The sequence below is a fragment of the Streptomyces albus subsp. albus genome (assembly GCF_000725885.1).
Lineage (GTDB): Bacteria > Actinomycetota > Actinomycetes > Streptomycetales > Streptomycetaceae > Streptomyces > Streptomyces albus.
The window spans coordinates 273,663-295,109 of the sequence record NZ_JODR01000016.1 but is presented as its reverse complement, the minus strand read 5'-3'; the positions used below and the strand labels follow the sequence as shown (position 1 = coordinate 295,109).

The 21,447-nt window shown below is 74.0% G+C and carries 17 protein-coding genes; 5 read left to right on the top strand and 12 right to left on the bottom strand.

Going from position 1 to position 21,447, the window contains the following annotated elements; genetic code table 11:
- Positions 1-58 precede the first annotated feature (58 nt).
- Together IO40_RS0119590 and IO40_RS0119585 are read right to left on the bottom strand one after the other, a co-directional pair.
- On the bottom strand, positions 59-274 hold the full coding sequence (locus IO40_RS0119590) for a hypothetical protein (RefSeq protein WP_016473342.1): 216 nt from the start codon (positions 272-274) through the stop codon (positions 59-61).
- Positions 271-1,971 (bottom strand): PspC domain-containing protein, encoded by a 1,701-nt coding sequence (locus tag IO40_RS0119585; RefSeq protein WP_031175822.1) that lies wholly within the window; start codon positions 1,969-1,971, stop codon positions 271-273. The genes IO40_RS0119590 and IO40_RS0119585 overlap by 4 nt, the downstream gene beginning before the upstream one ends.
- Before the next feature lie 151 nt (positions 1,972-2,122).
- On the opposite strand from IO40_RS0119585, the gene IO40_RS0119580 reads away from it, so the two are divergent.
- Entirely contained in the window at positions 2,123-3,469 is a 1,347-nt protein-coding gene (locus IO40_RS0119580) for an ATP-binding protein (protein WP_031175821.1), read from the top strand.
- Entirely contained in the window at positions 3,466-4,191 is a 726-nt protein-coding gene (locus tag IO40_RS0119575; protein ID WP_016473345.1) for a LuxR C-terminal-related transcriptional regulator, read from the top strand. Before IO40_RS0119580 ends, IO40_RS0119575 begins: the two co-directional genes overlap by 4 nt.
- A 31-nt stretch (positions 4,192-4,222) precedes the next feature.
- Here the strand turns inward: IO40_RS0119575 and IO40_RS0119570 are convergent, their stop codons facing one another.
- The 5 genes from IO40_RS0119570 to IO40_RS0119550 form a co-directional block, all read right to left on the bottom strand.
- Positions 4,223-5,131 carry a polysaccharide deacetylase family protein gene (locus tag IO40_RS0119570; protein ID WP_016473346.1) on the bottom strand — a complete coding sequence of 303 codons (909 nt, stop codon included), beginning with the start codon at positions 5,129-5,131 and terminating at the stop codon, positions 4,223-4,225.
- A 122-nt stretch (positions 5,132-5,253) separates the two neighbouring features.
- Complete coding sequence (locus IO40_RS0119565) at positions 5,254-5,811, bottom strand: hypothetical protein (RefSeq protein WP_016473347.1); 558 nt, start codon at positions 5,809-5,811, stop codon at positions 5,254-5,256.
- Positions 5,808-6,083 carry a helix-turn-helix transcriptional regulator gene (locus IO40_RS0119560; protein ID WP_016473348.1) on the bottom strand — a complete coding sequence of 92 codons (276 nt, stop codon included), beginning with the start codon at positions 6,081-6,083 and terminating at the stop codon, positions 5,808-5,810. The genes IO40_RS0119565 and IO40_RS0119560 overlap by 4 nt, the downstream gene beginning before the upstream one ends.
- Before the next feature lie 137 nt (positions 6,084-6,220).
- Positions 6,221-7,897, bottom strand: a complete 1,677-nt coding sequence (locus IO40_RS0119555) for an amidohydrolase (protein WP_016473349.1) — start codon at positions 7,895-7,897, stop codon at positions 6,221-6,223.
- A 59-nt stretch (positions 7,898-7,956) separates the two neighbouring features.
- Entirely contained in the window at positions 7,957-9,528 is a 1,572-nt protein-coding gene (locus IO40_RS0119550) for a purine-cytosine permease family protein (RefSeq protein WP_031175820.1), read from the bottom strand.
- Between the two features lie 410 nt (positions 9,529-9,938).
- Here IO40_RS0119550 and IO40_RS0119545 point away from each other — a divergent pair, with 410 nt between their 5' ends.
- Both IO40_RS0119545 and IO40_RS0119540 read left to right on the top strand, forming a co-directional pair.
- A complete protein-coding gene (locus IO40_RS0119545; protein ID WP_031175819.1) occupies positions 9,939-10,547 on the top strand; it encodes a TetR/AcrR family transcriptional regulator in 609 nt (202 codons plus the stop codon).
- 26 nt (positions 10,548-10,573) lie between these two features.
- On the top strand, positions 10,574-11,758 hold the full coding sequence (locus IO40_RS0119540; protein WP_031175818.1) for a hypothetical protein: 1,185 nt from the start codon (positions 10,574-10,576) through the stop codon (positions 11,756-11,758).
- 4 nt (positions 11,759-11,762) lie between these two features.
- On the opposite strand, the gene IO40_RS0119535 is transcribed toward IO40_RS0119540, so the two are convergent.
- Positions 11,763-12,911: a hypothetical protein gene (locus IO40_RS0119535; RefSeq protein WP_031175817.1), complete on the bottom strand. Its 1,149-nt coding sequence runs from the start codon at positions 12,909-12,911 to the stop codon at positions 11,763-11,765.
- A 101-nt stretch (positions 12,912-13,012) separates the two neighbouring features.
- Positions 13,013-14,599: a glutamine-hydrolyzing GMP synthase gene (guaA, locus tag IO40_RS0119530; protein ID WP_016473354.1), complete on the bottom strand. Its 1,587-nt coding sequence runs from the start codon at positions 14,597-14,599 to the stop codon at positions 13,013-13,015.
- A 434-nt stretch (positions 14,600-15,033) separates the two neighbouring features.
- On the opposite strand from guaA, the gene IO40_RS0119525 reads away from it, so the two are divergent.
- Positions 15,034-15,357 carry a chorismate mutase gene (locus IO40_RS0119525; RefSeq protein WP_016473355.1) on the top strand — a complete coding sequence of 108 codons (324 nt, stop codon included), beginning with the start codon at positions 15,034-15,036 and terminating at the stop codon, positions 15,355-15,357.
- Positions 15,358-15,987: 630 nt separating this feature from the next.
- On the opposite strand, the gene IO40_RS0119520 is transcribed toward IO40_RS0119525, so the two are convergent.
- The 3 genes from IO40_RS0119520 to IO40_RS0119510 all read right to left on the bottom strand — a co-directional run bounded on the left by IO40_RS0119520 (position 15,988) and on the right by IO40_RS0119510 (position 21,440).
- A complete protein-coding gene (locus IO40_RS0119520; RefSeq protein ID WP_016473356.1) occupies positions 15,988-17,820 on the bottom strand; it encodes a GMC family oxidoreductase in 1,833 nt (610 codons plus the stop codon).
- A gap of 98 nt (positions 17,821-17,918) precedes the next feature.
- Entirely contained in the window at positions 17,919-19,571 is a 1,653-nt protein-coding gene (locus IO40_RS0119515; RefSeq protein ID WP_016473357.1) for a succinic semialdehyde dehydrogenase, read from the bottom strand.
- A gap of 108 nt (positions 19,572-19,679) precedes the next feature.
- A complete protein-coding gene (locus IO40_RS0119510) occupies positions 19,680-21,440 on the bottom strand; it encodes a serine/threonine-protein kinase (RefSeq protein WP_031175816.1) in 1,761 nt (586 codons plus the stop codon).
- Between the last annotated feature and the right edge of the window lie 7 nt (positions 21,441-21,447).

The following is a 21,447-nucleotide window of genomic DNA, read 5'->3' as shown; positions in this document are numbered from 1 at the left end:
CCGCCGCCCCCGCCGGCGGCTCCCGCACCGCCCGCGTTCCCGCCCGCCGCCGGGCCGGTCATCCGCGGGCCTCACGGCGCCGTCCCAGTGCGCGCCGTACCAGGAAGGTGACCAGGGCCGCGCTGCCGGCGAGCAGCAGGGCCACGGGCAGCACGGCGAGCATCACCCAGAAGGGGATGTGCACCTCGCCCGCCGCGTCGAGCAGGTAGAGGGCCGCCATGGCGAGCATGGCGCAGCCCAGCAGCAACCGGGACGGTTCGAAGCGGTGCCTCATCGCTGCGCCCCCTGTTCGGTGTCGCTGTCGCGGGATTCGCCGGCCCCGGGCGCTCCGGTGGGTGCCGCGGGGGCGGGGGCGTCCGGGGGCTCGGGCCGGTCGGAACGCTCGCCCGACGGGAGCCGGCGGACGATCTCGACGCGGCCGACCCCGACGCTCAGCCGCAGTTCGACGGTGCCCTTGGCGTCGGCGCCGTCGAAGGGCCGCAGGGTCAGGCTGCGGGTCTCCCCGATGCCGCCGGAGCTGTCGAAGACGGTGTTGCCGTCGCCGTCCAGTCCGCGGGGGAACCGGGTCTCCCCCATCCCGACGTCGGCGGTGACCTTCACGGCCGCGTCGTCGGGTACGACGACCGTCAGTTCCCCGGCGCCGACCCGGGCGCTGGTGCGCAGGGTGCGGCCTGCTTTCAGCCCCGTCTCGCGCAGGTCGAGTTCGCCTCTGCCGGTGCCCAGCGCGTAGCGTTGTTCGACCTCCTGGACACCGGTCGGCACCCAGCGGGTGTCGCGGACGTTGGTGCTGATGTCCTTGGGCAGCGCCGCCGCACCGGCCAGCAGGACCGCAGTCAGGACGAGGCACAGGATGGTGCCAGGTCCTGTACGGCCGACGAACGCGCTGACGGCCAGGCCGAGTCCGAGGACGGCGAGGGCGCAGCTGAGCCCGACGGTGAGGGTGGTGGCCAGGGGGTGCGTGCTCCAGAAGGCGGCGGTGGCGGCGCCGCCGGCGAGCACGGCGCCGAGGAAGGTGAGGCCGCCCAGCGAGAAGCCGCCCTGGCCGGGGCGTACGGGCGGACCGCCCGGCGCGGCGCCGCCCGGTCGCGCCGCCGGTGTGGTGCCGCCGGGCCCCTGCGGGGTGCCGGACGGCGCAGCCAGGGGGGAGGCGTCCTGCGGGCCCCACAGGTAGCCGGTGGCGGCGCCGGCCTGGCTCCAGGGGCCGAGGGGGCGGTGTCCGCCGCCGTCCTTGGTGAGCGGCTCCCGCCACCAGGAGGCGGGCGCGGGTACGGGCGGGGCCTGCGTCTCGGGGGGCGCGTCGGCGACAGCGTGCGCCGTCGCCGGATCGACCTGTGCCCCTTCGGCGCCGGCCGCCTCCGCCTGCCGCCGGTGCTGCGACCAGTACGCCGCGCCTGCCACCGCGCCGATCAGCAGCAAGGAGTAGGGCACGCTGCGGTTGCCCAGCGAGGCCAGGAACAGCCCGCAGCCGACCAGGGCGAACAGGACGGCCGAGAGGGAGCTGCCCTCGACCCGTCCGGACAGCAGCCGCCGCCCCTCGTTCTGGCTCTCCCCTTCGGCGGGGATGAGGAGCCAGGCGAAGCCGTAGGAGACGAGGCCCAGCCCGCCGACCACCGACAGGACGACGAGCGGCACCCGGAAGATCACCGGATCGAGGTCGAAGTAGCGGCCCATGCCGCCGCACACGCCGCCCGCGATCTTGTGGGTACGGCTGCGCCGCAGCGGCTGGCCCTTGGCGGCGCCCGGCGGCGGGTTGTGGGCGCCCCAGGAGGGCTCCGCCCCCTGGGCCGAGCCCTGGCCGGCGCCCTCGCGCGCCCCGGAAGCCCCGGAAGCCCCGGAAACTCCCGAAGTCCCAGGAGCCCCGGGCTTCCCGCCGGTCCCGCCGGACCCGTCAGCCGCGGGCCCCGCACCCTGCCCGGTGCCCTCGCCCGCGGCCCCGGCGTGCCCCGCAGCGCGCTGCTCCTCCTCGCTCATACGCCTATGGTCGCGCCCCCGGTACGGGCGGGCATCGGGGCCCTACCCGGAGCGATCCCTGAGATCGGCGCCCGCTCCCCGGGGGCGGCTCGGGGGCGGCTCAGGGCTCGACCCTGATGTCCGCCCGTCCGGGACATGTGACGATCGGAGCATGACAGCGCCCGCCCCGCCCCCCGTGGACGCGCCCCCGCAGGGCCACGCGTCCGCGGAGCCGTCCGCCGACGAGCCGCCCCTGCGCAAGCTCTACCGCAGCGCCGAGGGCCGGATGCTGGGCGGCGTGGCGCGCGGCCTCGCGGGACATCTGGGGCTGCCCGTCTCGTGGGTGCGGATCGTCTTCATCGCGCTGAGCGTCGCCAACGGGCTGGGGGTGCTGCTGTACGCGGCGTTCTGGTTCGTCGTACCGCTGGGCACCGGCGGTGTGGGCGCGGGGCACCGCACCGGTACCGCCGGGCTGACCGAGGCGGTGGCCGGGCCGGACGGGCTGCGCCGCCGCATCCTGCGCAAGCCCGACAAGGGCCAGCTCTTCGCGGTGCTGGCGCTCATCGTGGCGATCTTCGTGACGGCCGACAACCTCCAGTTCGGCGCCGCCAACACCTATCTGTGGCCCGTTGTGCTGATCGGCATCGGTGTGGCCCTGGTGTGGCGGCAGGCGGACAACTCCCGCCGCGCCCACTGGGTCGAGGTCGGCCGCCGTGCCCGGCTGCTGCCCCTGGTGCGCAGCGCGGCGGGCGTGGCGCTGGTCGCCGCGGGCGTCACCGGCATCGTCGTCGTGCAGGGCTCCGTCAGTCATCTGGGCTCCGTCCTCCAGGCGGCACTGGCCGTACTGGTCGGCATCGCCCTGATGGCGGGCCCCTACCTGGTGCGGATGATGCAGGACCTGTCCGAGGAACGGCTGATGCGCATCCGGGCGCAGGAGCGCGCCGAGGTCGCGGCGCACGTCCACGATTCCGTACTGCACACCCTCACCCTCATCCAGCGCAACGCGGACAAGCCCCGCGAGGTGGCCCGGCTGGCCCGTGCGCAGGAGCGGGAGCTGCGCGCCTGGCTCTACAAGCCGGCCGACGCCGCCGGGCGGACGGCGGCCGAGGAGGAGAGCGAGCCGCAGACCCTCGCCGAGGCGGTGAAGGCCACGGCCGCCGAGGTGGAGGATCACCACGGGGTGCCCGTCGAGGTGGTCTGCGTCGGCGACTGCCCCCTGGACGAGGCGCTGGGCGCCCAGCTCCAGGCGGCGCGTGAGGCGATGGTCAACGCCGCCAAGTACGGTGGCGAGGGCGGCGCCGTCCAGGTCTTCGCCGAGGTGGAGGGGCGTACGGTCTTCATCTCCGTGCGGGACCGCGGTCCGGGCTTCGACCCGGACTCCGTCCCGGAGGACAGGATGGGCGTACGCGAGTCCATCATCGGCCGGATGCGGCGCAACGGCGGCACGGCGCGGCTGCGCACCGCACCGGGTGAGGGGACCGAGGTCGAACTGGAGATGGAGAGGGCGGCGGAGTCGTGACGGACGGACCTGACGAGACGAGTGCGGCGGACCGGCAGCAGGGCACGGGGGCGGACGCGGGCCGCCGGGTGCGGGTCGTCCTGGTGGACGACCACCGCATGTTCCGCGCGGGCGTGCAGGCGGAGATCGGCCGCACCGACGAGACGGGCGTGGACGTGGTGGGCGAGGCCGGTGACGTCGACCAGGCGGTGACGGTCATCGAGGCCACCCGCCCCGATGTCGTCCTGCTCGACGTCCATCTGCCCGGCGGGGGCGGCGTCGAGGTGCTGCGCCGCTGCACCTCCCTGATGGGCGACCCCGAGACCCCCGTACGGTTCCTCGCGCTGTCGGTGTCCGACGCGGCCGAGGACGTCATCGGCGTCATCCGCGGCGGTGCGCGCGGTTACGTCACCAAGACCATCACCGGTGACGACCTGGTCGATGCGATCTTCCGCGTCTCCGACGGCGACGCCGTCTTCTCCCCCCGCCTGGCCGGCTTCGTGCTGGACGCCTTCGCCTCCACCGACGCCCCGCCCGTGGACGAGGACCTGGACCGCCTCACCCAGCGCGAACGCGAGGTGCTGCGGCTGATCGCCCGCGGCTACGCGTACAAGGAGGTCGCCAAGCAGCTGTTCATCTCCGTCAAGACGGTCGAGTCCCACGTCTCGGCGGTGCTGCGCAAGCTCCAGCTGTCCAACCGGCACGAACTGACCCGCTGGGCGACGGCCCGCCGGCTGGTGTGACCCGCGAGACCGCCTCGCGGTCCGGCGGGTCTCACACCTGCGGGCGGACGCAGGTGTAGCCCCGGGCGAGGAGGGTGGGCAGGTAGCGGTCCACCGCGGCGACCGTCTGGGCGCGGGGGCCGCCGCCGTCGTGCTGGAGGACGATGGCGCCGGGGGTGGCCTGGCCGGTGACGGCGCGGACGATGCTGGTGGTGCCGGGGCGGGCCCAGTCGCGGGTGTCGATGGACCAGCCCATGGGTTCCATGCCCAGCCGGGCGCAGACTTCGAGCGAGGGGCCGTGCCAGTCGCCGTAGGGGGCGCGGCACCAGGCGGGCGGGACGCCGAGGACGCGGTCGATGAGGTCGCTGGTGCGGCCGAGTTCGGCTTCGATGTCGGCGGTGCGCAGCCGGGTCAGCTGGCGGTGGCTGAAGGTGTGGTTGCCGATGACGTGGCCGTCGGCGGCGATGTCGTGCAGCAGTCCGGGGAAGGCGGTGGCGTTCTCGCCGACGACGAAGAAGGTGGCCTGGACGCCGTGCCGGCGCAGCACTTCCAGCAGGGCGGGCGTGTGTTCGGGATGGGGCCCGTCGTCGAAGGTGAGGGCGAGGACGCGCCGGCCGTGGGTGCCCGGCAGGGTCGTCTCGGCCTGGGTGCGGACCGGGGGCCGGACGGTGGGCGGGCCCATGGAGGTCTCGCCGGCGAGGGGGCGCAGCCGGTAGCTGTCGGCCGCGCCGGGCGGGTGGGCGGCCTCGGGCGCGGTTCCGCCGTGTGCGGTGCGGGAGTTGTGGGCGGTGCCGCCCGCGGGGTGGCCGCCGCCCGCGGCGGAGGCGGCGCGGGTGCTGGATCCGGTGTCGTCGCGGGTTGCGAGGACACCGACGGTGGTGCCGGCCAGCGCCGTGGTCCCGACGCCGAGGCCGGCACACAGCAGCCTCCTGCGAGTGAAGATATGACAATCAGATCGCATATCCCCTGCGTAGCACCGGCACCCTCAAGCACCCGGGAGGGGCGGCGCGGCGCGGGCGAGTCCGCCCGAACGGCGCACCCGGGACCGCCGGGGATACGCCGTCCGGTGGACACGGGCAGCTGTCAGGCGGCCGACGGGGCCCCTGTCGCGGCCTCGTCCCACTCGTCGTCCTCCGGCTCGTCCCGCACCCGCAGCGCGGCGATCCACAGCGGCAGCAGCCGGTGGAGGGCCCACAGCAGCGGGAGGCTGGCGGCCAGCGGTACGGCGAGGTCGGCCATGGGCACGTAGCCGACGCCGGCCACCCAGAAGCCCAGCAGTTCGGCGGTCAGCAGCCAGAACAGGATGCGGTGGGCCGTCGCGTGGGCCGTGCCGCGCTCGGCGAGCTGCCGCTCGTCCAGCAGGTGGGAGCGCAGCTCCAGCAGGCCGCGCGTCATGGAGTTGAGCATGCCGGTGAGCGGGATCCAGGCCACCAGGGCGATGAGCAGCACCACCAGCGGCCAGGGCGAGGACGTCAGGTAGGAGGCGACCATGCCCGCCAGTCCGGCCGCCGTGACCGCGATGTGCGCGGCGACGATGCGGCGCCGCGCTCCCCGGGTGGCGTGGTAGCGCTTGACGCGCTGGTCGTTCATGGTCTTCAGCAGCCACTTGTCATAGCGCGTGGCCGGTGTGCTCGTGCTCATCGCGGCGTCCTCCCCGTGTTCGGTGTGCGGCCGGACGGGCCGTAGACCTCGTCCGTGAGCGGGCTGAACGGCTCCAGGGAGAACAGCGCCTCCACCGGGAGCCGGAAGTGGGCGGCGATGCGCAGGGCCAGGTCGAGGCTCGGGTTGTACTGCCCGCGCTCGATGTACCCGATCGTCTGGTAGTGCGCGCCCACCGCTGCGGCCAGCTCCTGGCGGGAGACCTTCCGTTCCGCCCGCACGACCGCCAGCCTGTTGTGCACCTGCTCGCTCATGTATAAGAAGTACTACATCGCGCAGCACACCCGCAACCGTCCCGCAACCGCCCCGCGCCTCACGAGAGCACAAGGGGCGGGGACCTCCCCGTACGGTCCCCGCCCCTGCGGTGCGACGGCGCACGGCCGCCGCCCGGTCAGTCCGCGCGGTGCACCGGGCGGCCGGCGACCGCGGCCAGCTCGACGACCGTGTCCGGGATCTCCTCCGGCTCGCAGGCGAGGATGTCCCGGGAGAGGATCACGAAGTCGGCCTGCTTGCCGACGGTGAGGGAACCGCGGTCCGTCTCCAGGAAGTTGGCGTAGGCGGAGCCCATGGTGTAGCCGTGCACGGCGGTGGCGACGTCCACGGTCTCGTGCGGCTGCCACGGCTCGCCGCCGGCGAGGGGGCGGCGGGTCACGGCGGTGTAGATGCCGACCATCGGGTCCATCTCGGCGACGTTCCAGTCGCTGGAGAAGGCGAGGGTGGCACCGGCCTCGTGGAGGCTGCGCATCGGCCAGGCGTTGCGCCACCGTTCGGGGCCGACGTTCTCCGCCCAGTCCTTGCCGGGTCCGGCGATCTCCGGAGCGCAGTGCCGGGGCTGCATGCAGGCGACGACGCCGAGTTCGGCGAACCGGGGCACGTCGGCCGCGTCCAGGCATTCGACGTGGACGACCTGGTGCCGGGCGTCCCGCGGCCCGTTGACGGCGCGGGCGTGCTCGACCGCGTCCAGGACGGTGCGGATACCCCGGTCGCCGGTGGCGTGCACGAAGCACTGGAAGCCGCGCGCGTCCAGCTTGGCCAGCAGCCCGGCGAACTCCTCGGGCGGGTAGAACGTCTCGCCGCGGTGGTGGGCGCAGCCCGCGTAGGGGCGCAGCAGCGCGGCGGTGCGCGGTTCGACCACGTCGTCGATGTACAGCTTGAGCGGCCCGAGCCGGATGCGGTCACCGTCGGCCGCGTACCGCTCGACGGCCGCGGCGAAGTCGTCCAGGTCGGCGTCGGTGGTGCCGCGCGGGTGGAAGAGCGCCGCCACCAGCCGGGAGCGCAGCCGCCCCTCGGCGCGGGCCCGGTCGAAGAGGGCGAGGTCGTCCAGGGAGTTCTGCGGCTCCACCACGGTGGTGATGCCGAACCGGATGGCGTCGTCCAGGCTGCGCACCAGCCTGCCGTACTGGCGGTCCGGCGAGGCCCACGGCACCCCCAGCTCGCGCAGGGCGCGGTGCCCCTCGCGGGAGAGCCCCTTGACGGCGAAGTCCTTGACGAAGCCGGTGGGTTCGCCGGTGGCCGGGTCGGTCTCGGCCTCGCCGAACGGCAGGCTGGTGCGGCCGGCGGTGATGCCCAGCCGGCGCAGGGCCGCGGTGTTGAGCCAGGCGGTGTGCACGTCGTAACTGAGGACGAAGGCGGGGGTGTCGCCGCTGGCCGGGTCCAGATCGGTGGCGCGCGGCATCCGGCCGCCGGGGATGGCGGAGTAGTCGAACGCCTCGGCCTCGATCCACTCGGCGTCCGGGTGGGCGGTGTGCCAGTCGCGGACGGCTTGGTGGATGCCGTCGAGGGTGCGGACGCCGGCCAGTTGGACGCAGGCGTCGTCGGAGCCGAGGCGGACGTGGTTGTGCGCGTCGATGAAGCCGGGCAGCACCAGCCGGCCGCCCGCGTCGATGACCTCGGTGCCCTCGCCGGTCCACGCCGCCGCGTCGGCGTCGTCACCCAGCCACACGATCCGCCCGTCCCGGACGGCGAACGCCTCTGCCCGCGGCAGTGCGGGATCGACGGTGTGGACGCGGGCCGCGCGGACGACGAGGTCGGCCGGGCCTGCGGGCTGCTGGGGGGTGGTGCGGGACATCGCGGTGTTCTCCAGTGATGAGGGTGTCGTACGGGAGGAAGGAGGAAGGCCGACGGTGGTCAGTCGTGGTGCCGCCCGGCGGGCGCGGCCCGGGGCGCGGGGGACGCGGCGGGTACGCCGTCATACGCGGCGGGGACGCCCTCGGACGCGGCCGGTGCGCCGTCACCCGTCGCGGCGGTGCCGGCGGGCGCGGCCGGGGCGCCGTCGGGCGCGGCCGGGCGGACGTGGCGGGCCAGCGCCGCGTACAGCAGCCCGGAGACGACCGCGCTCAGCACGGTCAGGTCGGCCCCGCCCAGGGGCGCCACCAGCGGCCCGGTCCACAGCTCCGAGTCGCAGGTGAGCGTGACGAAGACCAGTCCGGCGACCAGTGCCGTCATACCGGCGGGGTGGTATCCGGCGCGGTACCAGTAGCCGCCGTGGCGTCCGGCGTGCAGCGCTGTCGTGTCGTAGTGGCAGCGGCGCAGCAGCATGTCGGCGAGGAAGACCCCGGACCAGGGCGCGAACACCAGGATCAGCAGGGACAGGAAGCTGGTGAGCGAGGCGGTGAAGTCGGCGAGGAACAGCGCGCCGTAGGAGCCGAGCGCGGTGACGACGATGCTGATCATCAGCGCCCTCCGGCTCCAGGGGACGCCGAGGACCTGGAGGTTGAGGCTGGAGGAGTAGAGGGTGAGGATCGAGTTGGTCACCGAGCCGCCCAGCACCAGCAGCAGGAACGCCGTCTGGAACCAGCCGGGCAGCAGTTTCTCGGTGCCGGCCACCGCGTCCGTCATGTCGGTACGGGTGGCGGCGGCGACCCCGGCGATGCCCAGCCCGACGGACGAGACGAATCCGCCGAGGGCCCCGCACCAGGTCAGCGACCGCAGCCGGGTCGTCCTGGGCAGGTAGCGGGTGTAGTCGGCGGGCATCGGCATGTACGAGAAGGGTCCGGCGAACGTGACCACGAGCGCCAGGCTCCAGCCGGACAGGCCCGCCGCCGCTCCCCCGCCGTGCCCGTGGAAGTCGGCACCCGGCAGCAGCAGGACGAGCAGGACGGCGAACCCGGCGGCGAGCAGGTAGGCGAGCCAGCGTTCGGCGAGCTGGACGGTGGCGTGGCCCCAGGTGGCGACGCCGAAGGTGAGGGCGAGGGTGACCAGGAGGGCCAGGGTGCGGGGGCCGGTGCCGTGCCAGCCGAGGTCGGCGAGGAACGCCTCCAGCGCCTGGGCGCCGACCACGGTGTTGATGATGGTGTAGCCGATGCTGACGATCCAGTTGAGGACGCCGGCCGGCAGATTGCCGCGCACCCCGAACGGTGCCCGTGAGATGACGAGGGTGGCGGTGCCGGTGCGCACCCCGCTCAGTCCGGCCGCGCTGATCACGAAGAAGGTCAGCCCGCCGATCACGACGACGGCGCTCGCCTGCCAGAAGGAGAGCCCGTACAGCACGGCCAGGGCGCCGTTGATGACGTAGGTGAAGGTGAGGTTCGACCCGAACCACACCCAGAAGACGTCGCGGGCGCCGCCGTGCCGCTCCGCGTCGGGTATCGGGTCGATGCCGTGGGTCTCGACCTTGAAGGCCTGGTCCCCCGGGGCCCCGGTCACCACGTCGGCCCCGCCTTGTCCGCGGCCCGCCCCGTGCGTGCCCTCCTCCGCCATCCCCGCTCCCTCCGGACCGCCGCCGCACACCGACCGACTTTGAACGACGTTCTAAAAATTTGAACGGCATTCAAGATGGCGCCCGGAAGCGGGCCGCGTCAATACCCCGGCGGCACCTCGCGCACATCGCACGGATTCCGTTGTCATAGGCTCGACGGGGCAACGGCCGGCCGACGGCGGAGCGACGGCCCGATGGCCCGACGGCCCGACGGCCCGACGACAGTGGCGCACCGGCGTCAGCCGGGCCGGGCGGCACCGGACGAGGGCACGGCGGCGCCCGACGCCGGCGCGACAACGGCGTCGGCACGGCTCGACGGCCCGGCAGCACGGCACGACAGCACGAGACACGACGGCACGGCGGACACGGACCGGCATGGCGGACACGGACCGGTCGGCAGGAGGCGGCACACGTGGCTGAGGCGGCGCGACGGCGCGACGGCCGCATCGCGCGGGAGCGGATGCTGGAGGAGGCCATGACGGCCATCGCCGAGAGCGGGCTGGCGTCCCTCACCATGTCCGCGCTCGCCCGCCGGCTCGGCACCAGCGGCGGCCACATCCTCTACTACTTCGGCAGCAAGGACCTGTTGCTGGCCGAAGCACTGCGCTGGAGCGAGTCCCGGCTGACCGACAAGCGGGCGGCCCTGCTCACCCGCAGGGTGACCGCGCCCCGCAAACTGGAACTCTTCTGCGAGCTATACCTGCCCGACGGCCCCCGCGACCCCCGCTGGATGCTCTGGCTCGAACTGTGGGCCCGCACCGCGGGCAACGCGGACCTGCGCGCGGCACAGGACGAACTCGACCACGCCTGGCAGCGTGACCTGACGGCCCTGCTGGCCAAGGGCGTCGCCCAGGGGCGGTTCGCCGTGCCCGAGGACGAGGTGCCGGCCCGCGCGGTCGAACTCCTCGCCCTGCTGGACGGCGTGAGCACCCGTCTGCTGCTCGCGGCGCCCGGCACCGGCACCGCGTGGGCCCGCACCACCGCCCTGTCCGCAGCACGGCGACTCGTTCCGCACACCTGAACGAGCGGGCCCGGTACGCTCGCCCGGTGCCTGCTCTCGACCGGATACGCGGCGCCTCCCGGCGCACCCTGTACCTCGTCGCGGCCGGCGTCCTGGTCCTGGCCGTGGTCGCCGTCCTCGTGCCCGTCCTGCTGCCCGAGCGGGACGGCGCATCCGAGTGCCGCAAGGCCCCCGTCAGCGCCCGCGCGCTGGCCCGCGACCCGGCACGCGCCGCCGCGGCCCTCGACCCGGGCGAGACCGTGGAGCGCACCGGCCCCCTCAAGCGCCTGCTGCGCCCCGGCGGCCACCCGTTGTGCGAGGGCCCCGACGGCACCGACCTCGCCGGCCGCGCCCTCGTCGCCGCCACCACGGGACGCACCGCGGAGGAGGCGGGTGACGACGACATCCCGGCCCGCCCCCACACCGAACGCGCCGCCCGGGTCGCCCATGCGACGGTGCTGCTGCTCGGCAGGGGCCGCGACCAGTACCTGCCGGACTTCCCGCTCGGCCTGAACCGGTACCTGGCGCTGATGTTCGCCGCGTACATCCAGGACACCACCAGAGCGACGACGCACGGCACAGCGAACGACTGGGAGTACCCCACCGTCACCGACGACGAGGCCGAGTACGAGGACGGCGGCGGCAACTGGGCCACTCCGTTCCCGAACGGCCACGACGTGCACGCCCTCTTCCCCCAGTACGAACCGGTCAGGGGGGTGATCGGCCGCGTGGCCGCCGACCCCCGGGCCTTCGCCACCCTCTACGACGCCGAACGCGCCCGGTACGCCTTCTACCTGGAACGGCTCACCGGCGCTGCCCAGGAGCCCGGCCAGCGGGCACGGGACGGCCTGACGGCCACCGAATCGGAACTGGAGCAGACCGCCGCCTTCGTCGCCCTGCTGATGGCCTCCCGCACCAAGGCCGTCCACGAAGGGCTCGCCCCCTCCCTGGCCGGGTTCGACCGCGCGGTGCTGCGCCACACCCGCGGCCTCTACCGTCCGGCCGGCCACCGGGTGCGCAGCCGGCCCTCGGCCGCCACCCTCGCCCAGCGCCGCCCCGACCGCACGGCGGGCACCGGTGAGAAGGCCGCACGCCGGCTGATGGACGGCAGGGTCCAGCTGTTCACCGTCTTCGACGCCTGGGTGAAGGAACGCGGTGTCCCGGCGGGAAGCGCCGAACAGCTCCGAGTGGCCATGGATTCGCGCTACGTACGCGAGCTGCGCCTGCCGTGAACCCCTACCGCACGGACGGCAGCCGCAGGTCCTCGCAGCCGCGTGCGGCGCTCTCCTTCTTCGCGAACGAGGCCAGCAGGTCACGCAGCTTCCGCTTGTCGCGCAGGTCCCGTCCGTCCTCGGTCTTCTCGTCGCCTTCCGCGCCGCCGCGCGGGCTGCCCTGCACCTGGAAGGCCGCCGTCTGGCCGTCGCAGCGCGCGAGCGCCCAGCCGCCGGACCGGGTCAGCCAGGGGCCGGTCCGCTCCCGGTCACCGGCGACGCCGTCCGTACGTGCGGCCCGCAGCACCATCCGCTGCGAGAAGTCGCCGTAGTAGCCGTACAACTGGACCACCGCGTCGCGGGGTTCGCCGTTCTCGTCCTTGCCCGGGCGGCGCAGCGCACAACTGGCCATCGGCGCCGGGCCGCGGGGGATGCGCAGCTCCGCCGTCCAGACGGGGTCGGGCAGCCGGACGTCGGCCAGCGCCGCGCACGACGTACCGGCCGCGGCGGCGGGCCGCACCTGCTCCGGCTCGGCCTCCGACGCCGGGACGGGCAGCGGCTTGCCACCGCAGCCGAGCCGCTCGGCCGCCTTGTTGGCGACGGCGGCGCCGGTGCGCAGCAACTGGTGTGCGGGGGCCGGGTATCCGCCCAGCACCTCCACCAGCAGCCGTCCGGGGTGCCCGGCCGCGTCCTTGCCGCGCCCCGGGCACGGAGGCATCAGCGTGATGCCCGCGATACTCCGCTCGAAGCCGGGCAGACCGCCGGGGAGCGCCGCGCGCGGATGCCCGCCGTCGTCCCCGAACTCCGTGGCCAGTTCCCGGTCGATGTCGTCCCGCCTGGTGTAGGCCCGCACCTCCAGCACCCGCAGTCTTCCGCTGCCGACCTGGCAGAAGTAGCGCCCCAACTCGGGCCTGATCTCGGTCGTGTGGTCCGTCAGATGCGCGTCGGGCTCTTGCGTGGTGGCCCGCAGGACGTCCATGCTGCCGTCCGGTATCGCCCCGTCGCAGGCCCGCGCGGTGATGACCTTGTCCCGCACCGACGGTTCGGCGGCCCACCCGGCGATCCCCAGCACCACCGCGCCGGCCACGCACCAGGCGACGACGCGCCTGCGCCGCCGACGCCGGTCCACCTGTGCGCGCACGGCATCCCGGCGCTCCCTCTCCTCCTCCGACACGCAGGCACCGTATCCCAGTCCGCGAACACGTGTGCCCCCGCGCCGTCGAACGGGCGCGGGGGCAACGGTCACGTCTGTGCGGGGTGTCCCTCAGTGCGGGGTCACTCCCACTCGATGGTCCCCGGGGGCTTGCTGGTGACGTCCAGCGTCACCCGGTTCACCTCGGCGACCTCGTTGGTGATGCGGGTCGAGATACGGGCCAGCACGTCGTAGGGCAGCCGCGACCAGTCGGCCGTCATCGCGTCCTCCGAAGAGACCGGACGCAGCACCACGGGGTGACCGTAGGTGCGCGCGTCGCCCTGGACGCCGACGCTGCGGACATCCGCGAGCAGCACCACCGGGCACTGCCAGATGTCGCGGTCCAGCCCCGCGGCCGTCAGCTCCTCGCGGGCGATGGCGTCGGCCTCCCGCAGCACGTCCAGCCGCTCGCGGGTCACCTCGCCGACGATGCGGATGCCCAGCCCCGGGCCGGGGAACGGCTGGCGCTGGACGATCTCCTCCGGCAGGCCCAGCTCCTGGCCGACCATCCGGACCTCGTCCTTGAACAGCTTCCGCAGCGGCTCGACCAGTTCGAACTCCAGGTCCTCCGGCAGACCGCCCACGTTGTGGTGCGACTTGATGTTGGCCGTGCCCGTGCCGCCGCCGGACTCCACCACGTCCGGGTAGAGCGTGCCCTGCACCAGGAAGGCCACCGGCTCGTCGCTCGGGGCGCCGGCGACGATCTCGGCCTGGGCCTGCTCGAAGACGCGGATGAACTCCCGGCCGATGATCTTGCGCTTCTGTTCCGGGTCGCTGACCCCGGACAGCGCGTCCAGGAACCGGTCCGCCGCGTCCACGACCTTCAGCTGCACACCGGTCGCGGCGACGAAGTCCTTCTCGACCTGCTCCGTCTCGCCCTTGCGCATCAGGCCGTGATCGACGTACACGCAGGTGAGCTGGTCCCCGATGGCCCGCTGCACCAGCGCGGCGGCCACCGCGGAGTCCACACCGCCGGACAGGGCGCAGATGGCGCGCTTGCTGCCGACCTGCTCGCGAATGGCCGCGACCTGCTCGTCGACGATGCTCTCCGTCGTCCACGACGGGGTCAGGCCCGCGCCCCGGTACAGGAAGTGCTCCAGCACCTGCTGGCCGTACGTCGAGTGCATCACCTCGCAGTGATGCTGGATGCCGTAGAGCTTCCGCTCGTCGTTCTCGAACGCCGCCACCGGCACCTGGTTCGTCGAGGCGGTGACCGTGAAGCCCTCCGGCGCCGCCGAGCAGGCGTCACCGTGCGACATCCACACCTGCTGCTCGTCCGGAGTGCCCTCGAACAGCGTCGAGGAGGACTTGGAGACGGACAGCGGCGTCGCGCCGTACTCACGGCTGCCGGTGTTGTCGACGGTGCCGCCCAGGGTCGTCGCCATCAGCTGGAAGCCGTAGCAGATCCCCAGCACCGGGACGCCCGCCTCGAAGACCTCGCGGTCGATCGACGGGGCGCCCTCGGCGTACACGGACGACGGGCCGCCCGAGAGGATGATCGCCTTCGGGTTCTTGGCGAGCATCTCGGCGGCCGGCATGGTCGAGGGCACGATCTCGCTGTAGACCCGGGCCTCGCGGACCCGGCGCGCGATGAGCTGGGCGTACTGCGCGCCGAAGTCGACGACGAGGACGGTGTCCGGGGCGTTGCTCTCGGACGTGTTGGAAGCCACGAAGCTGATGCCTTTCGGCGCTGAAGGGGGTTTCACCCCCGATGATACCGACCGCCCCGGCAAGCCCCCCGGCCCCCGGACCCGTCCCGCCCGCGCGCGGGCTCCGCGCGGTACGGGCGCGGGGTGCCCCGGGCGCACGCCCGGTGGCGGGCCCGCGCACCCGGCCGCGGGCGTGTGCACCCGACGGCGTCCATGCGCCCGGCCGCGGGGCCCGGGCCGCCGGGAGGTGCGTGGCATACTGGGCCCGTGATCTCACGAAGCGGAGCGTTTACCTATGGCACCGGCACGGCCGGGTGCCATGGCCGTTTCGTGTGACCGAAGAGACACACGACTTCCCAGGCGCCCCGGGCCGGCAAGGCCCGGGGCGTCGGTGTTTCCGGCGGCTTTCCGGGCCCGCCGGCCGCGCGGGCTCCACGAACCGAGGAGCTACGCCGATGCCCGAACCGACCAGCACCGCCCACGCCGCCGGCACGACCGCGGCGGCGGTCGCCGACCCCGCCGCCTCCCCCGAGCAGGACCCGGAAGCGGTGATCGCCGCGGAACGCTCCCGCATCGACGCGCTGGACGCCCGCATCATCGCCCTCGTCCGGGACCGGATGGAGGTCTCCGAGACGATCCAGCGCGTGCGGATCGCCTCGGGTGGCCGCCGGGTGCACCTGACGCGGGAGATGGAGATCCTCGACCACTACAGCGGTGAGCTGGGCGGCGCCGGCCGGGACCTGGCGATGACGCTGCTGCGGCTGTGCCGGGGTCACTAGCGTTCCGTGCCCTCACCCGTACGGCGCGTGACCGGCCAGGTGGGGCTTCGTTGGACCCGGTGTCCCTGATCTCCGCCGGGCGCCCGGCGGCGAGCGGGGCGGCGTCACCGGAGCGATGAGGCGCCCGTCCTCCCCGGGAGGGGAGACGCCGGGTGTCGTGGGACCTCGCTCCGGTGCTGTGACCGGACGGCAGGGGACAGCAGCCCGGTCACGTCAGCGGCCGGTCCCGGGGACGCTCTGGGCCGGCCGCTCCGCGGTCCTCCGCCGTCGCCGCCATGGCGGGGCGGTCTTCCCGGTGCGTCCGGGATGCTCACGGTTTCTTTTCCATAACCTGGAAAACCCCCCGCCGTCGAAACGGTTGCGCGGGGTGAACCACATCAAGCACGATGCGGACAGCGGAGCAGGTCGCAGGTCTTCCGCCCTCGTGGACCACTGGTGGACCACGGCAGGGCACTGCCATTGGTCCGACCAGTCCGGCGGCGCTTCCCCCCGGCGCCGCACCTCAGCACGGGTGCTGCCCTGACGCCGGTGCTGACTGAGTAAGGGCCCCGCGGCTGCCGTCTCCACCCGGCCGGCGCCACGGGGCCCTTCGTCATGCCGCCCCGGCCCGGGGACCGGGGGCGGGTCGGCTCAGGCCGGGGGCTGCTTCGCCGCCGGGACCTCGGGCACCGGCAGCAGCGGCAGCCGCAGCGCTCCGAACGCGCTGTCGGGCACGGCGGGCCGCACCGGCGGGACGGGAGCGATCTTCCGGTACGCGTCCGCCTGTGCGGGGCGCGGGTCGGCGTCGCCCTTGTTGGGCCAGAAGGCCATGGCGCGCTCGGCCTGCGCCGTGATGGTCAAGGACGGGTTGACCCCGAGGTTGGCGGAGACGGCGGAGCCGTCGACGACACAGATCCCCGGGTGCCCGTACAGCCGGTGGTAGGGGTCGATGACGCCGCTCGCGGGGCTGTCGCCGATGGGGCAGCCGCCGAGGAAGTGCGCGGTGAGCGGGGTGCCCATCAGCTCGCCGACGTTGGTGCCGGCGAAGCCGTTGATCTCCTCGGCGAGGGCCCGCGCTGCCTGGGCACCCTCGGGGATGTGCACGGGGTTGGGCGCGCCGTGCCCCTGGCGGGCGGTCAGCATGCCCTTGCCGATGCCCTTGTCCTTGCGGTAGGTGGTCAGCGAGTTGTCGAGGGTCTGCATGACGAGCCCGATGATGATGCGCTCGGACCACTTGCGGGCCGACAGCGAGCGGGCGAAGAGGGCGGGGTGCCGCAGACAGGTCAGCACATGGGCGAGGGCGCGGGGCAGCGTGGTGTTCTGCCGTACCTGGAGGGTGGTGAGGGCGCTCATCGCGTTGGAGCCCTTGCCGTAGCGCACCGGCTCGATGTGGGTGTGGGCGTCCGGGTGGACGGAGGAGGTGATGGCGACGCCCTTGGTGAAGTCCAGTTCGGCGGCCTCGCCCCACTTGCGCCGGTAGCGCCGCGGGACGGTCTGGGCGCCCACCAGGGCCTCGGAGTTGGTGCGGGTGAGTTCGCCGAGGCGGGGCGAGATGCGGGGCAGGGTGCCGGCGTCCTTGACGCGGTGGAGCAGCTTCTGGGTGCCGTACGTGCCGGCGGCCAGGACCACGCGGCGGGCGCGCAGGACGCGGGGGCGGGCGCGGCGCCGGTCGGTGCGGACGGTGGCCACCTCGTACCCGTCCTCGTCGTTGCCCGGGGTGCGTTCGCGGATGCCGACGACGGTGGTGAGGGGGCGGATCTCGGCGCCGGCCTGCTCGGCGAGGTACAGGTAGTTCTCGTTGAGGGTGTTCTTGGCGCCGCGGCGGCAGCCGGTCATGCACTCACCGCACTCCACGCAGGCGGTGCGGTCGGGGCCGGCGCCGCCGAAGTAGGGGTCGGGCACCTGCTGTCCGGGCCGGGTCCGCGCGGTGCCGTCGCCGTCCTCGCCGTCGCCGAAGAAGACGCCGACGGGCGCCAGATGGAAGGTGTCGCCGTAGCCCAGGCGGTCGGCGGCGGCCTTGAGGTGGACGTCCGAGGGGGTGGTGGTCGGGTTGAGCCGTACGCCGAGCATGCGCTTGGCCTGGTCGTAGTAGGGCGCCAGTTCGCTTCGCCAGTCGGTGATGTGTCCCCACTGGCGGTCCTCGAAGAACTGTTTCGGCGGCACGTAGAGGGTGTTGGCGTAGTTGAGGGAGCCGCCGCCCACCCCGGCACCTGCCAGGATCATGACATTCGCGAGCAGATGGATGCGCTGGATCCCGAACAGGCCGAGCGAGGGCGCCCACAGGAAGTTCTTCAGGTCCCAGGAGTTCTTGGGCAGCTCCTCACGGCGGAAGCGGCGCCCCGCCTCCAGCACGCACACCCGGTAACCCTTCTCGGTCAGCCGCAGCGCCGCGACAGAACCGCCGAAACCGGAGCCGACGACCAGCACGTCGTAGTCGAACGGATCTGCGTCCGCCCGCTGTCGGGCAGGGCTGTGCTGGGACACGCGTACCTCCGGTTCTGCGATGACGGAACGACAGTGCTCACGGAAGTGCTCACGGACGCCGGAACGGCGGCGGGGCGAAGACGGTGGAGGGACCGCGCTCAGCGGAAGCGGAGCGTCTTGAGCGCCTTGAGGGAACGCGACATGAACGCGGCGTACGCCTCGTCGCTCATCCCCAGCGACGGCGCCATCGGCAGCACCCGCTGGTGCGCCACCGTCTGCGGCTCGGTGTACTTGTAGATGCCCTCCGAACCGTGCCGCCGGCCGAGGCCCGAGTCGCCCATTCCGCCCATGGGGGCCTGCGCACTGCCGTAGGCGGAGGCGTAGCCCTCGTTGACGTTGACGGTGCCGGTGCGCAGCCGGGCGGCGATCTCGCGGCCCCGCCTGCCGTTGCCGGTCCACACGCTGGAGTTGAGGCCGTAGGAGGTCGCGTTGGCCAGCTCGACCGCCTCGTCCACGTCCGCGAAGCGGTAGACGGAGACGAGAGGACCGAACGTCTCCTCGCCGCAGACGGCCATAGAGGGCTCGACGCCCTCCAGGACCGTCGGCTCGTGGAACAGGGGGCCGATGTCCGGGCGCGCCCTGCCGCCCGCCAGGACGGTGGCGCCCTTGGCGACGGCGTCCTCGATGTGCCGCCGGACGGTCTCCAGCTGCCGCTGCGAGACGAGGGAGCCCATGTCGGCGCCGTAGGCGAGGGAACCGCCCAGCCGCATGGCGCGGGTCCGGGCCAGGAAGCGTTCGAGGAAGGCGTCGGCGACCGCCTCGTGGACGTACAGCCGCTCGATGGAGATGCACAGCTGCCCGGCCGAGGAGAAGGCGCCGCGCACGGCGCCGGCCGCCGCCTTGTCCAGGTCGGCGTCCTCCAGGACGAGCATCGCGTTCTTGCCGCCCAGTTCCAGCGAGCAGCCCACCAGCCGGGCCGCGGCGCGCTGGGCGACTTCGCGGCCGGTGCGGGTGGAGCCGGTGAAGGAGACGTAGTCGCCGCGGTCGGCGACCTCGGGCCCGATCACCGGGCCGTCACCGAGGACGACCTGCCACACCTCGGCCGGCAGCCCCGCCTCGACCAGCAGGTCGCGGGCCCACAGGGCGGTCAGCGCCGTCTGCGTGTCGGGCTTCATGACCACCGCGTTGCCTGCGGCGAAGGCCGGCAGGGCGTCGCCGACGGACAGTTCGAAGGGGTAGTTCCAGGGCGCGATCTGGCCGACGACGCCGCGCGGATGGCGCAGCTCGGTGACCTTCGTCAGCCCGGGTATGGCCCCCGTGTGCCGCTTGGGCCGCAGATAGGAGGGGGCCTTGCGGCCGTAGTGGCGGGCGGCGACGGCGACCGCCTGCACCTCCTCGTGGGCGTGCAGCCGGGCCTTGCCGGTCTCCAGCTGGATGAGGTCGAGGACCTCGGACTGACGGGCCAGCACCAGATCGTGGAAGCGCAGCAGCACGGCGGCCCGCTGCCGTACCGGGGTCGCCGCCCACGCCCGCTGGGCCGCCCGCGCCCGCTCGAAGGCCCGGGCCACGTCCTCGGGCGTGGACTCGGGCAGCTCGGCCAGCTCCGAGCCGGTCAGCGGGGAGCTGGTGCGGGTCTTGCCGCTGCCCACCACGCCGCGGGTGAGCGCCGCGACCAGGGCCGGGGTCACCACGTCGGCGGCGGTGCGGGCGCCGGCGGGGGCGGGTGCCACCGGGTTGCCCGCCTCACCTGTGCCGGGCGCGGGGCGCGTGCTGGTCCGGGTAGCGCTGTTGCCGTCCTGCGAGACCGTCATGGGACCGAGCGTACGGCCCGGAGCGGCCGGACGTATACCCGGCGGTAACCCCTTTTCACGGAATCCGCCAGTGATTGCTGGCAGAACGCCCCGCCGCTCCCGGGCCCCTCACAGATCGTGGATCCGCAAGGACTTCCTGGCCTCCCGGAAGACCTCCTCGCCGTCCTGCCGGGACTTGCCCTTGGCCGGCATCTCCACCTGCAGCCGCCAGCGCACACCGTCCCCGTTCACATAGACCAGCTCGTGCCGGAACTTCCTGGGACCCTCGGCCGTCCCGGTGTCGTTCGCCGGCTGGTAGGTGGTGGACACCTCGGCCGCGGGCCTGCCCTGCTGCTCGGCCTCCGTCACCCTGGACCGCACCTGGAGCATCGCCTTGTAGATGCTCTCCGAGCCGCCCTTCTCGTAGAACGCCCGCCAGGAGTTCGCCTCCGCGAGGGAGGTCTTCTTGACGTTCTCGTTGGCCCGGCTCAGCGCGATGGAGACGACGTTCCCGGGATCGGTGAAGGTGACCGCCTGTTCGTCGGCGCTGCGCTCGTAGTCGTCCGGCACCGCCAGCGTCGCCCGGACCCGGGCGTCCTCGTTCCGCGTCGACCAGCCCTCGGGCGCCCGGTCGGCGGTGAGGACGAAGAAGAGCGTGAGCGCCGCCGCGACCGCCACCACCACCCCGCCGGTGCCGAACTGCCAGCCCCGGCTCGTACGCAGCCGCGAGAGGAAACCGCGCAGCACGCGGCCCAGGGCGCCGCCGCCCGCGGGCTGCCGCGTCCGCGACGGCTGCGGCGGACGGGCCACGTCCGCCAGGACCTGCCGGACCTCCGCCGCGTCGGGACGCAGCGCGGGCTCCTTGTTCAGCAGCCGGGTCAGCAGCATCCCGAACGCCCCCGAGGCGCTCAGCGCCCGTGCGGGCCGCTGCGGTTCCGCGGACAGGACCGCCTGGAGCGTGGCCGGGCTGTTGGACCTGCGGAACGGCGAGACCCCTTCGGTCGCCGCGTACAGCACGACCCCCAGCGACCACAGGTCGGACTCCGGCCCCGGACGCTGGCCCAGCACCCGCTCCGGCGCGGTGAACTCGGGCGAGCCCACGAACGTGCCCGTCTCCGTCAGCCCCTGCTCGCCCTGGACGTGCGCGATGCCGAAATCGGTGAGGACCACCCGGTCGTAGCGGCCCAGCAGCACGTTGTCCGGTTTCACATCGCGGTGCAGCACACCCGTCTCGTGCGCGGCGTCCAGGGCGCCCGCCACCGCCAGGCCGATCCGCGCCGCCTCCCGCACATCGAGGGTGCCCTCGTCCAGCACGTCGGCCAGCGAACGGCCCCGTACCAGCTCCATGACGATCCACGGCTGGTCGTCCTCCACCACCACGTCGTGGATCGTGACCACGGACGGATGGTCGATGCGCGCCGCCGTCCGCGCCTCACGGCGCATCCGCGTGAACATCGTCTCCCGCTCCCGCGGCGAGAGGTGCTCCGGCAGCCGCGGCTCCTTGACCGCGACGTCCCGGCCCACGACCTCGTCGTGCGCCCGCCACACCGTGCCCATCCCGCCGTGCCCCAGCCGGCTGTCGAGCCGGTACCGCCCGCCCAGCAGCCGCCCCGCACCCGACGCGGCACCACCCGACCCTCCGGCGCCCGGGGTGGCCGGGGCGGCGGAGGGCGACGGTACGGCGGTGGACGGGAGAGGCCCGGCCGGCTGGGTGGGTACGTGGACGCGCGGGTCGATCTCCGGCCGCCCGGCGGACGGAGCAGGCCCCGCCTCCCCGTGCGGCGCGGGCCCCCGCTCCGGTGTGCCCGCCTCGTCGTCCCGCCCCCCGGCCGCCGGTGGCCGCAGGCCGTAGCTGGTCGGCTCGCCCGACCGGTCCCCCTCGTTCGTCATGGCCCCA